At 49.7% G+C, this 12027-nt stretch carries 18 protein-coding genes and 1 tRNA gene; 5 read left to right on the top strand and 14 right to left on the bottom strand.

Going from position 1 to position 12027, the window contains the following annotated elements:
- From VSX58_RS18785 to VSX58_RS18845, 13 genes are all read right to left on the bottom strand, one after another.
- On the bottom strand, window positions 1-137 hold a 137-nt coding region (locus VSX58_RS18785; RefSeq protein WP_327619508.1), incomplete at its 3' end, for an Arm DNA-binding domain-containing protein.
- A 175-nt stretch (window positions 138-312) separates the two neighbouring features.
- A tRNA-Thr gene (locus VSX58_RS18790) sits at window positions 313-388 on the bottom strand.
- Window positions 389-1214: 826 nt separating this feature from the next.
- On the bottom strand, window positions 1215-1607 hold the full coding sequence (locus VSX58_RS18795) for a Mor transcription activator family protein (protein ID WP_327619439.1): 393 nt from the start codon (window positions 1605-1607) through the stop codon (window positions 1215-1217).
- Window positions 1604-2026: a gp16 family protein gene (locus VSX58_RS18800; protein ID WP_327619440.1), complete on the bottom strand. Its 423-nt coding sequence runs from the start codon at window positions 2024-2026 to the stop codon at window positions 1604-1606. The genes VSX58_RS18795 and VSX58_RS18800 overlap by 4 nt, the downstream gene beginning before the upstream one ends.
- The gene (locus VSX58_RS18805) at window positions 2019-2213 is read right to left on the bottom strand and encodes a hypothetical protein (protein ID WP_009113916.1); all 195 of its coding nucleotides are present in this window, start codon (window positions 2211-2213) and stop codon (window positions 2019-2021) included. Before VSX58_RS18805 ends, VSX58_RS18800 begins: the two co-directional genes overlap by 8 nt.
- Complete coding sequence (locus VSX58_RS18810; protein ID WP_327619441.1) at window positions 2210-2422, bottom strand: hypothetical protein; 213 nt, start codon at window positions 2420-2422, stop codon at window positions 2210-2212. The genes VSX58_RS18805 and VSX58_RS18810 overlap by 4 nt, the downstream gene beginning before the upstream one ends.
- The gene (locus VSX58_RS18815) at window positions 2423-2944 is read right to left on the bottom strand and encodes a host-nuclease inhibitor Gam family protein (protein ID WP_327619442.1); all 522 of its coding nucleotides are present in this window, start codon (window positions 2942-2944) and stop codon (window positions 2423-2425) included.
- Window positions 2945-3013: 69 nt separating this feature from the next.
- Entirely contained in the window at window positions 3014-3289 is a 276-nt protein-coding gene (locus tag VSX58_RS18820; protein WP_319606019.1) for a hypothetical protein, read from the bottom strand.
- Window positions 3289-4434 carry an ExeA family protein gene (locus tag VSX58_RS18825; RefSeq protein WP_327619443.1) on the bottom strand — a complete coding sequence of 382 codons (1146 nt, stop codon included), beginning with the start codon at window positions 4432-4434 and terminating at the stop codon, window positions 3289-3291. The genes VSX58_RS18820 and VSX58_RS18825 overlap by 1 nt, the downstream gene beginning before the upstream one ends.
- 9 nt (window positions 4435-4443) lie before the next feature.
- Window positions 4444-6213: an integrase gene (locus VSX58_RS18830; protein WP_327619444.1), complete on the bottom strand. Its 1770-nt coding sequence runs from the start codon at window positions 6211-6213 to the stop codon at window positions 4444-4446.
- Between the two features lie 9 nt (window positions 6214-6222).
- On the bottom strand, window positions 6223-7131 hold the full coding sequence (locus VSX58_RS18835) for a DUF3102 domain-containing protein (protein ID WP_327619445.1): 909 nt from the start codon (window positions 7129-7131) through the stop codon (window positions 6223-6225).
- Window positions 7132-7140: 9 nt separating this feature from the next.
- Entirely contained in the window at window positions 7141-7446 is a 306-nt protein-coding gene (locus tag VSX58_RS18840; protein ID WP_264090178.1) for a helix-turn-helix domain-containing protein, read from the bottom strand.
- Between the two features lie 54 nt (window positions 7447-7500).
- Window positions 7501-7689, bottom strand: a complete 189-nt coding sequence (locus VSX58_RS18845) for a DNA-binding protein (RefSeq protein ID WP_009113925.1) — start codon at window positions 7687-7689, stop codon at window positions 7501-7503.
- Window positions 7690-7780: 91 nt separating this feature from the next.
- Between VSX58_RS18845 and VSX58_RS18850 the strand changes: the two genes are divergently transcribed.
- The 4 genes from VSX58_RS18850 to VSX58_RS18865 are packed head-to-tail and all read left to right on the top strand — an operon-like array spanning window position 7781 to window position 10608.
- The gene (locus VSX58_RS18850) at window positions 7781-8197 is read left to right on the top strand and encodes a helix-turn-helix domain-containing protein (protein ID WP_327619446.1); all 417 of its coding nucleotides are present in this window, start codon (window positions 7781-7783) and stop codon (window positions 8195-8197) included.
- A 17-nt stretch (window positions 8198-8214) separates the two neighbouring features.
- The gene (locus tag VSX58_RS18855; protein ID WP_327619447.1) at window positions 8215-8751 is read left to right on the top strand and encodes a hypothetical protein; all 537 of its coding nucleotides are present in this window, start codon (window positions 8215-8217) and stop codon (window positions 8749-8751) included.
- 40 nt (window positions 8752-8791) lie between these two features.
- Entirely contained in the window at window positions 8792-9736 is a 945-nt protein-coding gene (locus VSX58_RS18860; RefSeq protein WP_327619448.1) for a GAT domain-containing protein, read from the top strand.
- Between the two features lie 44 nt (window positions 9737-9780).
- Entirely contained in the window at window positions 9781-10608 is an 828-nt protein-coding gene (locus tag VSX58_RS18865; RefSeq protein WP_327619449.1) for a hypothetical protein, read from the top strand.
- A gap of 64 nt (window positions 10609-10672) precedes the next feature.
- Here the strand turns inward: VSX58_RS18865 and VSX58_RS18870 are convergent, their stop codons facing one another.
- The gene (locus tag VSX58_RS18870; RefSeq protein ID WP_327619450.1) at window positions 10673-11443 is read right to left on the bottom strand and encodes a DNA adenine methylase; all 771 of its coding nucleotides are present in this window, start codon (window positions 11441-11443) and stop codon (window positions 10673-10675) included.
- 250 nt (window positions 11444-11693) lie between these two features.
- Between VSX58_RS18870 and VSX58_RS18875 the strand changes: the two genes are divergently transcribed.
- Complete coding sequence (locus tag VSX58_RS18875) at window positions 11694-12026, top strand: putative holin (RefSeq protein ID WP_009113931.1); 333 nt, start codon at window positions 11694-11696, stop codon at window positions 12024-12026.
- The last annotated feature ends 1 nt before the right edge of the window (window position 12027 follow it).

The following is a 12027-nucleotide window of genomic DNA, read 5'->3' on the forward strand; positions in this document are numbered from 1 at the left end:
CGCTTTTTTGGGGGGATTACCCGCCAGCTTTTGGTACCGTTAGGGAACACTTCCAGATACATGCCCCCACCATCTGCTAACTTATAGGGTTTATCTTTGGGCTTGGCAGTCTCGACCTGTCTGGCATTGAGCTTCATTTGGGGGCATCTCCTTTAGACCGAACACGATATGCCCCCACCGATGCCCCCAACTCACCGTAGATTTCTGTGAACGTGAGTAGACGAGCTGAGACAACAAGGGCCGTGAAACCGCGTATTATAAGGGTTTAAAGGGTGTTTGAGTAGACTTGGGGAGACGTTAAAATAGGTAGGATGGTGCCGATAATAGGAGTCGAACCTACGACCTTCGCATTACGAATGCGCTGCTCTACCAACTGAGCTATATCGGCGTTGGAATCGTCTTGGCGAATGCGCGACGATGAACTACGGGGTGACAAACTAGTGAAAACCTCGCGTCAAGTCAAGGGGCTGGCGATCGTCTGCCGATTTTATCATCATCCTGCCGTGAACAACGCCATTATGATGAGTTTTTATGCTAACGATAGCCTGTGTTATATCCTTTCGATGTAACCAATGTTCTCACCGGCAGGTCCGCCCCAGGAGCCTTTTTCCTTCAACCGCCGGGAGCCAAACCCCAGGCGGTGGTCACGGTTAACAGGGATAAATAAAAAATCTCGTATTGATTTTTTAAAAACCAACCCGTACAGTTTAGGATATTTCCCTATTCTTTTTATTCCGGGCTTTGCTCTACTATTTATTGTCTAACCGACTGAAGCGCGGGCGAATGTTCAGGGAAAAATGCCGCGGTTGCGCAAAGAGAAATCAGGCGGCCGTGCGCAAGCAAGCTGCTGAATTTAACCGGCGTGCGGAAAAGCGCCCCGGGAGGCCGCGGTTTCGGTTCGCGATTTTCTCTCGAAGAGAAGAATAATACGGCCAGCGCGACGGATGGATAGTTAATCAAATTTATCTTCCGGTAGCGGACAGGCCATGTATTTATGATTCACCGCATAAAACATGGCCTGTTGCTATCGGAGGATATCCCATCTTGAGCGGGTGATTAGAAGTGAGATAAATAATACAGAGTCTGCGAGATAATTGTGGGACTAAGCGGGGTGAGCTGGGAAAAGATTGGATGGTAATTGTAATTCTCTTACAGTATGTGAAAAAACAGGCCGGACAAAAAATTAAGAAATTTGTCGTTCAGCCTGTTTGATTTTACTCCACCGGCTCTGGCTCGTCATCAGGTTCACCATCAAACAGCTTGCCCTGCATCCTATCCAGTTCTTCCTTTCTGACACGCTTGACGACGCTGTAAACCCATTGTAGCGAGACGCCAAATTTACGCGCCAGTTCGTGATGATTCCTGCCGTTGAACTCGTGAAATATTTCTAGGTCACGCTGGCTAACTTTCCATGCCATCCCCATCGGAAAGTAGACGTTCTGACCGCCCCAGACCTGCATCATACGGTTGGCCACCGCCTCGCCAATCTGATCGGCGATAGCGGTGTCGATCTCGACCACCTCTTTGATGGTGCTGGCGGTATGCTGAGCCAGTTCGACCAACAGTTCAGGGCCTTTGCTGCGAAAGCTATTGGTATCATTGCTCATGCTGTTTTCCTCGCTCGGCGTTGCCACTGTTTCAGCTTTTCAATGATGACGCTGGCCTGTTTTGAACTCAGCCATTGCAGACTATCAACGCCGGTTTCACGCTTGATCCAACGCGCCAGCGCTGCTTCAGATCGGTCACGAATGATGCCAGCGTCGGCCATTTCCAGCCATAAAGAACGGACTTTCCTGGACTGTGGAGCGTCATCCAATGGGCGAGTAGTATTAGCCTTTTTTGCAGACTTGATTTTAAACCCTCGTTTTTTCATCGCCTTCAGGGCATTATCTAACTGCGGGACTGTCATGTCCTGCGTTGAGGTTTTACCGGTTGTGGTAGTCAGCAACTGGCGATAAGTCTCATCATCCAGTCGTAGATCGCGTTTTGCGATATGGATAAGTTTGATCAACTGAGGTTTATTCATCTTCACTCTCGCTTTCATCCCGTTGGACTTCGCCGCAGATCAGTACGGCATCCGGGCGGCGTTCATGGACGATATCCATCACTAACTGGCACGACTCCCGATTCAGATAAATGTCGTCTGAAACAGGCAACGCCTCGCAGAAACCGGAATCGCAGGCTGATACCAGCAATACAAAACCGATAATCATGATTCACTCCCGTATTTGACGCATAAATCTTCAGCTAACAGGTGAAAATCGCCAGTAGGAATAAAGACGTTGTATTTCTGCCCACAACATGGACAGGACAGAATCAAGTCGACCACCCAACCGCCATCAACCGCATTCTCGGTAATATCTGACTGTTCCGGGTTCAGATATTCGATTTCTTTTTTGCATGCCATGCATTTCAGTGACATTTACTCCCTCCCTTGTTCAAACGGAATAATGGCGAAATCCTCGATATCTTTTTTAATGGTGATGCCGGGAATATTTTTCACCGCCACTGGTTCATTGAGGATCGCGTCTTTATTAATTTCCTCCTTGACGCGAATAAAACGATCCAGCTTTAGGCGTTTTAATAATTCGATAACGGCTTCTGTCCCGCGAATTACGCAGGACGGGGGGCGATTGCGCCACTGTACTTCGCCTGTCGTCAGGTTCGCCGTTTTCACTTTGCCGCCATTGGTAAGTTCGTCGCGGTTGGCTTCGCACCAGGTCTGGATGCCACCTTGTAACTCATCACGTTTGGCTTTCAGTTGTTCGATAACCGGGGAGTGGTGTTCGGTTACTGTCGCGATCTGATCATTCATCTCGGTTTCAACACGGATTAGTTCTCGTTGAATATCACCGAGACGTTTAATGCCGAAAATAACTTCTTCTTTCGTTTGCGCGGCGTACGGGGCCGCCGCAGCTTTAAGCCGCTTTTTTGCCTTTGCCATTTTTAATTACCTGCTGGTAGTCGTTTAATGAGTGGTTATTAGTATTTAGTTATTTGGTATTATTCCCCTTTAATGTAATAGCGATTCAGACCAGATAATGCGGCAACCATATTGCTCAAATACGCCCTGACGAAAGAGTCCGGTGCTGCCGCAGCCCACATGGATATAATTGGCTTGTCCTTTTTCAATTAATTTCTCGCAATGCCCGTTTCTGGCGATGCGGATAACCGGTTGCTTGCCGCATATCATTACGCTCTGAACAGTTGCATTGATTGCCCGCAATGAGGCCATCGCCAGATGCAGGTCGGCCAACTGCTGATTAATATTCGGGATAGCTTTCATCATTAAACTCCCTTAACCACATCCGCATTCACCACCGGCACACCTATTTCAGCGGCCAGATTCATGGCGGCAATCACCAGATTGGAAACGGCCAGTGGGTATAACAGGCTGACATTCTTCCGACCGCCGAGATTGCTACTGAGACGCCCGCGGATAGCATCAATGGCGCTGCCGTCCATCACATCAGCCAGTTTCTTGCCGGTGCGCTCAACTTTGAAGGTCAGAAACGCGTCCAGGCTGTTGTCCAGCGGCAGCAGTTCGACAACCTCACAGCGCTGGACAACTTCACGCACTTCCATATTGCGTTCCGAGAGTTTCACCGCCAGTTCCGGCTGGCCGATCAAGACGATGGAAAGCAGCTTCTTAAACCCGCTTTCTAACTCAAAGAATCTTTTTAAGTGCTTGAGCGTGGGGATCGGCAGGCTGTGAGCCTCTTCAATGATAAGAACGTGGTTATACCCGGCGTTGCTGCTCTCTTTCAGCACCCGGTGCAACTGGCGGTAACGCGCCTCCTGCGAACGCTTGACGCCTTCCAGCGGGGCGATGGTATTGATGATCGCCTCAGCGATGGATGCCGCTTTCAGGGTTTTACCTTTAACATCGTTATCTTCCATCGCAATGATGTAGGGTTCGATAACGACAACCGGCGCATTCTCGCGGTTGATACGGTCAATCAGGTCGCGGCGCAGCGTGGACTTACCCGCACCAGACTCGCCGATGACCGCCATAAACCCGCCGTGCTTCGCGGTCTGGTACAGCGCCTCGCGCACATAGCGGATATCAGGCGTAGTGAACACGTCTTCACTGCCTTGCATCGCATCGTCGGCGAACGGATCGCGGAACAGCCCGAATGCCTTTTTTGTTGCGGGAAATAACACCTGCTTTTTAAGTAACATATTCTCCTCCGTATTGAGGTCTATGGTTTCCGCTGTAAGGGAGTCCTGTACAGCGTCAAAACTACGTTGTGTTTCAATGCCATGAGCCGACAGAAAGACCGTCAGACGCTGGCGAACTTCCCCGGCGTTGGTGCGTGGCCACTGATCATGATTAACAATCTGTGCCAGCGTGGCCTCTGACACGGAAATGGTTCTGGCGACCACCGCCTGCGACAGTCGCGCTTGCTTTAACTGTTGTTTCAGTATCAGCATGTTTACCCCCTAGTTACCGTTGACGATGTTGATGGTGTTGCCGGAAACCGGCGTCAGCAGCGCATCCGCAACCTCGTCCAGTCGCGCCTCCTGAACGCCATTCGGGTACAGCGCGCTTAACTGGCGGTAGTGGTCTGCCGTCCAGGTCTGGTTACGTGCCGCAAACTGTTCACGTAACGCTTTGGCGGCTTCGACGTGAGTTAACGGACGCGGTTCAACACGCGGGCCGCGTACCTCGGATGCCCGACCACGACGCGGCATAAAGGTTGGCAGCGTGTTGTCGTCGATATGCTTATACGGGTCGAGTTTGCCGCCGAACGGCAGCGCTTTCGCTTTGCGTACCGCTGCTGCATCCGTCGCGTTATCCGTTCCCGTAACCAACTGTTCAATTTCTTTGGTGGCGGTTTGGGCTGGCGTATCGGCATGCGATTTGTAACGTTCGCCGATCACTGCGGCAGAGTCGGCAAAGCCAAATTCATTTTTGGTGACTTCATCAACCAGGAAGAATGTGTCGTGGCCGTCTTCACCTGTCAGTACCACTTGCGCGGCATCGGTACGCCACGGATTACGGGTAATCAGCAACTTCTCGCCGACCATCACGCCGGGTACGGTAGACACATCGTATTCAATGCCCCGGAAGGACACGCGCAGCTTCGGCGTGACCTTGCGCTCTTCCGGCGTGGCCACTGCCAGTTCGCGGCATATCTCAACCGATGGCGCTTTTATCAACTGTTCGGCGGTGATTGTCAGCCAGACGTCGGTACGGGGTCTGCCGTGGCGGCTGTGAACGGTGGTGGCGTTAAAGTGAGAACGCCATTTCTGCGCCAGCGCGTTTAGTTCTTCTAGGCTGTAAACCGGCTGGAACTTCAGGCCCGGCTCCAGCTTGCGTTCGATAATGTCACGCGCCTTTTCCACGCTGCCGGTAGAACGGGCGGCATGGGTTTTATGCGCTATCAGTTCAATACCCAACGCACGGCATAGATTTTTCGTCATGCCAGCGGTGTTGGCGGAACCGGGATCGAGGTACAGCAGCTTTGGCACGCCGTGCAACACGTCTGCGCCGCCGCGTTCCTGCATGGCGTTAATCAATACCGAGCACAGGTTTTCGCCCGATTCCGCGCCCATCACATACTCGACATAGATCCAGCCGCTAGTATGGTCAGTGATTTCATAGCTCCAGACACGGTCGCTGGTGATGCGCGCCAGATTGGCCGGTTTATTCTTATAGAAACGGGCGCTGTCCATGACTTGCAGCCCTTTGTGACCGTTGCTCAGGTAATAAAGGGTGCAAAGCGAAGCATCGATTTCCCATACATGGTTAGGGTGCAGGCTGGCCAGCTCGGTCACCGGCGCGGGCTGGTTTAGTTGATCGGGATGCAGGCCGTAATTGCGTAGTGCGCGGCTGATGGCGGTTTCAGAAAGCGGCAGAAACTCGCCGGTTTCTGAAACCATGCGGCCAGCGGTGATCATCTCATTTGCCCGCAGGGTTTCCACCGCGTCGGCGATGGAATACAGGCGCTTACCATTTTTACGCGTCGCCTCCATCAGCGTGGCGGAAATCATTGCCGCCTCATCACGCGTTAAGGCGCTTTGTCCGGCATCGGTACGTTTTTTACGTTTGTCAGTCACCGCAACCTCCTTTAACTTACGCAACAACGTGGCGCGGGATAATCCCAGTTCCATACAGGCGGCATCATAGATAGCGCCGCGTTCACCATGCCCGGCCTGTCGTGCTGTGCGGGCCACGGCCACTAATCTTTCCGTCAGGGCGGCACTCATGACAGCCCCTTATGCGTCAGTGCGCTGAATCTGGGGTTCCGGGGCATCCAGCCATGCCGGACGTTCGCTGCCGGTAGGCGCGGCCTCAAGGTCAAAAACTTCACGAACACGGTGTAACGCCCGCTCAATCTGGCACACCAAACCGGCCATAAAGTCGTAAGGCGGCTCGACCTCGTTTTCGGAAGTAAAAGTGGTCAATGTTGAAAAGGCGGTGTGCAGTTTGGCGGTGATCGCCGCTTCCGCTTCAAACGCGATAGCGCTGACCTCTTTACGCAGCTTTTCCGCTTCCAGATTGGGGGCTGGCGGTTGGATACGGGATTTTTTTTCCAGTTTGGTGGAAAGGTCGTCGATCTTCTGATTCTTGTCGGTCAGCACACGCTGCTGGGCGGCGTGAGTTTCGCGCGCTTCGCGCAGCGCGGTTTTCAGTTCGCGGCTGGTCATACGATCGATATCGTCGAGCGTCATGCCTGCGATAGTTCCGCCATCGGCTAGTTCAGCCAACTCTTCATCGTCTTCTGTCATTAATTCAAAGAGTTTTGTTTTGCCTAAAACGGCAAGCGCTTGCCGCTTTGGTTCCAATTGGGGAGATGTGTATTTGATCGCAGCTTGCATTACCAACCGTGCTGTTCTCTCAGCCAGCCCCAATTGTTCTGTAACGATTTGAGTGAAATCCCCATGAGGCTCACACTCTTTGAGAATAACCAACCGCTTACCCGCCTCCAGCATGGCTTCCGCGCTTTGCGCCATATAGAACCGGGTTTCATGCACGATGCGATCACGCTCATACGGCAGGCCGTCGCCAAACTGATCCATTACCTGCATACGGTGCTCGGTCAGCGCATTGAGCTTGACGTTCAGATCCCCCGCTAACGGAGTATCTCCTATTAATTCAACATGTTGTGATTTTGTACGTGCCATTTTTTATCCTTAGCGACTGCCAGCCAGCAGGCGTTGGTTCATTTCGTTAATGCGATCTTGCGCACGAGCTATCTCGTTGGCGTGCGCCTGAGCGATTTGCAGGGTCTGCATACTTAGCGCAAAACGCCCGTTATCCAGTTTCTGCGCCAGCCCTTCTTCAATTAGGGTATTCAGCGCCCGGTTAACGTTGGCCGGAGAATCATCCAGCGCCGCCGCCAGTTCACCGTTGGAAACACCATTCAAGGTATGGCCGCGTAATGCCTTGAGAACACGCAGAATGCGTGCGCCCGCGCTGGAAACATTTGCCTTACTCATGTCACATTCCCCTTTTAGCGATATGTGATAATCTGTTACAGAGATTGATAATTATCAGGCCGCGCGGGCGGTGGGCTTTAGGCCGAGTTTGACGGCGATCTCATGCGCCTGCCCATACTTGGCCTTGGTGATGCCGTTCAGTACGCGATAGACCGCCTCGCGGGAGTAACCGTTCTCCTGCGCCCACTGAGTGACGGTCATACCGCGCTGCTGAAAGCGGCTTTTAACTTGTTCGGGTGTCATGCTACGGCCTCCGGTTATGCAATGATGTTTGTAGAATACGTGATAGATTATTGTCCCATAAATGGGACTTGTAAAGGTTTTGGTGACAAAAATGTCTCTTGGTGAGCGATTAAAAGAAGAGCGCGAACGATTGGGGTTCAGTCAGGCCGACTTTGCGGAAATGGTCGGCGCATCAAGAAAATCACAGATAAGGTGGGAAAAGGATGAGTCTGCGCCGGGGGCCGACGCTATAAGTCTGTGGGCAAAAGCTGGTCTTGATGTGTTATATCTGATCACCGGACAAGCTCAGGAATCTACGTCTAACGTTAGAAAAAACAGTGAGATAGACGAAGAACTTCTGAGAAAGATCGTTCACAAGTTGGACTCGCTGGCGCGGCAGGCTAATCGCCGATGGACATCCGGCGAACTCGTTTTGCAATCATCCAAAATATATAACTTTTTAATTAAAGAGTCGGCGGTTGATGACGATAGGATTGATCGGGTATTGAAACTGGTTGTTAATAATTAAAAAATAAGGGATTAATCATGGATAGAAGAGATGAAGAGCTACAGACACTAGCAGGACAAGTTATTGATAGTCTTAAACAACTCCCCCAGGATGGGCAAGAAAGACAGATAACCATTAGCGTCGGCGGCAATAATCATGGCTCTATCCATGTCGGTTCCGTTGTTAACATAAACCACGCCCCCAAACGCCCGCCTGAACTCCATGAAAGAGATAGTCAGGAACTGCTTGCTATAAAGCGAGGATTACTTAAAAAAAGGAATGGTGCAAAATGGCGCCGCTACTTCAATATTCCTTTTTTGTTGATGTTAAGCCTTTTACTTATAGGATTAGCGTCTTGCCTGTGGATCGCCTATATGTCCCTATGGGTCGGAGGATTGGCTAACCCATTGGTACTTAATGGAAAAACATTAGCAGTTTCCATTGTATGGGGAGTGCTAATGATACTTTGCGCTAAAGCGATGGATAAACTTTGGAAGGTAGAAAACAGAATAATAAATGAAAATCAGGATGTTATCGATACTATTGATGTGATTTTACGCCGCAGGAATTCTTAGAGTATATAATTATATTTTATCTTACATAAGGATATGGACTATGCGTAAGACGTTAATACCTGCAATATTCCTTTTGGCCGGATGTGGCGATGAACCAGAAAATATCGCTCAAACTGAGCTTGAAAAAGCGCCGCCCCCGCCCACCTTCTCGATAACAGCGGACGATCCTGTTATCAATCAATTGTTACCCGCCGTCCGTCATTTACTCCCCGGCCTTGATAAGTATTCCGAGCAATTTCAGGGAAAAGTTATTGAGCATAACCGCTTCCTGACCATCAAATTTCATATTCCTGATAATGCCAATATTCCTGGTGAATATATCGCCAACGGTCATAACTGCTTTATCATGATAAATGACGAACGGACAGGAATGAAAATCCCCAAAAGCGCCTGTCAGGCGGCCTTGTTTGATCATAAAAATGTTCTGCCCGATAGCGACTACTGGGTATATTTCTATCCAGACGATTTGACCTATACGCCTTATGATTTCGCTCAAATGCCGAATGCAGAACGAATTGATACAGCAAAAAACTATCTGAAGAAAATTGCTGAAACCTTAGAGAAAGTTCAGCAGAAAAATGACTGGGCAGCTTACGATTTCCCGAATTATGGACGTCTATTCAGACAGATAGGACATGAGGGAAAACGTTTTTTATCTCAGGATGTGATTCAGCTTTATAGCTCTTGTCAGATGGCTGGCTCTAATGCGCAAAGCTGGTGGTCTGAACAGGTAAGCTCGGTTAAAGACCTCACCTCGAACGATCCGCAGAAAATCGCGCCTGCGTTGCAGAGAATTGAATCCGTCTATCAGGCATATCAAATGAGTGCATCCGAGTGTTTGAAAGACATTAAAACCGCACCGCCGAAACCTAAGCCGACAGAAATCTTACCGCCGACAACAGATAATAAACCACCGCGCCCAGGATGTCTGATGGTGTTTAAACCAGATGATAGGACTCAATGGAGTTGTCCCCTATTGAAATAAAAATTTATAATAGAAAAATAATTATATTGGATTAAGGAGAAATTATGGAAGCTAACTTTTCAGAATCACAACTTCAACAAGCAGTAAATACGTCATTGGTTTTTTTTATTTCTCAGGAAACTGGAGAGCATCCTTTTGTACATGTACCTTCCCTGTTTTATGAGAAAGAACTAGGCTGGGATTCTGCACTTTATCTTCCTTGGCTTGAGTCGTATGCCCCCCATGAAAAACATGAAGGGTGCAATTTTTTCATTCAGTACAAATTGTCTGAACTATTGACAACGACCAGTGCAAGAGAATGGGGATGTTGGGGGGGGAAATATTTCAGGTTTTGCATACCTCATTTTACAATTGGTGAAAAAGAAAAATATATTGACGATTATCACCAATGGGATTGTTTGAAGAAATTAGCTGACGATGGATATCCCACATACTATGCAACAAATTCAACATTAAATAAAAATGAACTAATTAAATCATATAACTCAGGTAAACTTATACACGAAACACCTTTTTTAGATGTGCGTAAAATTCATATGAAACATAAGCATGTCACCTTCACAAAGGATTCGTCATATTTTAAATTGCATAGCGAAATAGAACAAACGGAAAGGGCTCGTCTTGAAACCGAAATAAAAATGGCTATGGATGACACAACCTACTCGCTCACAGAATTTATTAGTGGTTTGTCTCATTTGCTAAGGGAAATCGGTGGAGACAATAAACTCTGGCATGATGATCTCTTTAATATTAGAAAAATGGATAATAATAACATTCCTAAAAGCTTACGTACGTGGAGACAATACTTATTGTTGACTTCATTCGTGAGGAAACATATCGGTGCAGAAATGATATGGATTCCTAAAAAATAAGCCACTTCCTTGGAGTAAATTTTAAATGTATGCCCATTTATGAATGGGCATGATGGATCTCATATCAAAAACTACAAACCACCAACTCCCGCCGTGGCGCGGCTTTGCCACTTACCGTCAGGTTATAGCGGATATCCACGCTTTCCATTCGCATCCCGGAAAACGCCTCGCGCATTGCCGGAATATCGTTTACCGAAATAATCATCTTCCCTTTGATGCCGCGCGCCAGCTCCGCTATGCGGGCATAGTTCTCCAGCCTGAACGCCACGCCGTAGCCCTCGGTTCCCCAGTACGGCGGGTCACAATAGAACAGCGTATGCGGACGGTCATAGCGGCGGATGCATTCCGCCCAGTCGAGGTGTTCGATAATGGTGCGGGCCAGCCGCAGATGGGCCATCGATAACTCTTCTTCAATCCTTAGCAGATTAAAACGCGGCGCACTGGTGGTTGAGGTGCCAAAGGTGTGATCGGCAACCTTGCCGCCGAACGCCTGCTTTTGCAGGTAATAGAATCGGGCGGCACGCTGGATATCGGTCAAGGTTTCTTGCGGCGTGTCCCGTAGCCATTTATAGATTTGTCGGCTGATCAATGCCCATTTGAACTGGCGCACAAATTCTTCCAGGTGGTGTTTCACTACCCGATAAAGGTTCACCAGTTCTCCGTTGATATCGTTGATCACTTCAGTCTTGCTAGGGTGTTTGAGAAAATAGAGCGCCGCCGCGCCGCAAAATGGCTCGACATAGCAGGTATGGGCGGGGAATAACGGCAGGATATGTTTTGCCAGACGACGTTTGCCGCCGATCCACGGCACGATGGGCAAAGATTGCTCTTTCATTATCTGTAAGCCTTTTTCGTTAATCGAAAATACGGTAGGCTTTTCCGGTTCTCGAGAACGGGAGAGCCTTGGTTGACTCACAGGTCGTATCTGTGTGTTGACGGCTCGGTGGATGTTGACGCATCTGACGGGCCGCTCTTTTCCCCGCCATACTGCCGTTACGCCACAGCCCCCACTATTAACGCCGTTTAAAATCCCCGCGGTGCTATCCCGGTAATGATGTCTCCACTCACTTCACAGGAGACAGTTCATGAACCTTAACATTCGAATCAAACGCCTGCTGGGCTGGCAAATCACCGCTGTTTTGCTGCTGGTCGCTATCGCGCTGGTATCGCCGCAACAGCTTCCCGTGGTTATCTACAAAATCTCACTGATTACATTGGCCGCCGTGCTCGGTTACTGGCTGGATCGTTCGTTATTCCCTAAAGCCGGGCTGGCGCAGTATCTGGTGCATGAGCCTGAACGGATGGAGCAAGGCGAGTACCCGGTCAAAGACGGTTACCAGCGGGTATTCGCCGCCGCGCTGATCCGTCGCGCCATCATTGTGGCGGCGGTCTGTCTGGCCGTGGCGACGGGGCTGTGAT

Origin of the sequence: Brenneria populi (assembly GCF_036016195.1) — a bacterium.
Classification (GTDB): Bacteria; Pseudomonadota; Gammaproteobacteria; order Enterobacterales; family Enterobacteriaceae; genus Brenneria; species Brenneria populi.

Coding starts and splice junctions, on each gene's coding strand:
- VSX58_RS18860 (WP_327619448.1), top strand. CDS start 8,792: ATGCGTAAGACGTTAATACCTGCAATATTCCTTTTGGCCGGATGTGGC.
- VSX58_RS18840 (WP_264090178.1), bottom strand. CDS start 7,446: ATGAGTAAGGCAAATGTTTCCAGCGCGGGCGCACGCATTCTGCGTGTT.
- VSX58_RS18875 (WP_009113931.1), top strand. CDS start 11,694: ATGAACCTTAACATTCGAATCAAACGCCTGCTGGGCTGGCAAATCACC.
- VSX58_RS18810 (WP_327619441.1), bottom strand. CDS start 2,422: ATGTCACTGAAATGCATGGCATGCAAAAAAGAAATCGAATATCTGAAC.
- VSX58_RS18805 (WP_009113916.1), bottom strand. CDS start 2,213: ATGATTATCGGTTTTGTATTGCTGGTATCAGCCTGCGATTCCGGTTTC.
- VSX58_RS18815 (WP_327619442.1), bottom strand. CDS start 2,944: ATGGCAAAGGCAAAAAAGCGGCTTAAAGCTGCGGCGGCCCCGTACGCC.
- VSX58_RS18870 (WP_327619450.1), bottom strand. CDS start 11,443: ATGAAAGAGCAATCTTTGCCCATCGTGCCGTGGATCGGCGGCAAACGT.
- VSX58_RS18820 (WP_319606019.1), bottom strand. CDS start 3,289: ATGATGAAAGCTATCCCGAATATTAATCAGCAGTTGGCCGACCTGCAT.
- VSX58_RS18795 (WP_327619439.1), bottom strand. CDS start 1,607: ATGAGCAATGATACCAATAGCTTTCGCAGCAAAGGCCCTGAACTGTTG.
- VSX58_RS18825 (WP_327619443.1), bottom strand. CDS start 4,434: ATGCTGATACTGAAACAACAGTTAAAGCAAGCGCGACTGTCGCAGGCG.
- VSX58_RS18830 (WP_327619444.1), bottom strand. CDS start 6,213: ATGAGTGCCGCCCTGACGGAAAGATTAGTGGCCGTGGCCCGCACAGCA.
- VSX58_RS18800 (WP_327619440.1), bottom strand. CDS start 2,026: ATGAATAAACCTCAGTTGATCAAACTTATCCATATCGCAAAACGCGAT.
- VSX58_RS18850 (WP_327619446.1), top strand. CDS start 7,781: ATGTCTCTTGGTGAGCGATTAAAAGAAGAGCGCGAACGATTGGGGTTC.
- VSX58_RS18855 (WP_327619447.1), top strand. CDS start 8,215: ATGGATAGAAGAGATGAAGAGCTACAGACACTAGCAGGACAAGTTATT.
- VSX58_RS18865 (WP_327619449.1), top strand. CDS start 9,781: ATGGAAGCTAACTTTTCAGAATCACAACTTCAACAAGCAGTAAATACG.
- VSX58_RS18835 (WP_327619445.1), bottom strand. CDS start 7,131: ATGGCACGTACAAAATCACAACATGTTGAATTAATAGGAGATACTCCG.
- VSX58_RS18845 (WP_009113925.1), bottom strand. CDS start 7,689: ATGACACCCGAACAAGTTAAAAGCCGCTTTCAGCAGCGCGGTATGACC.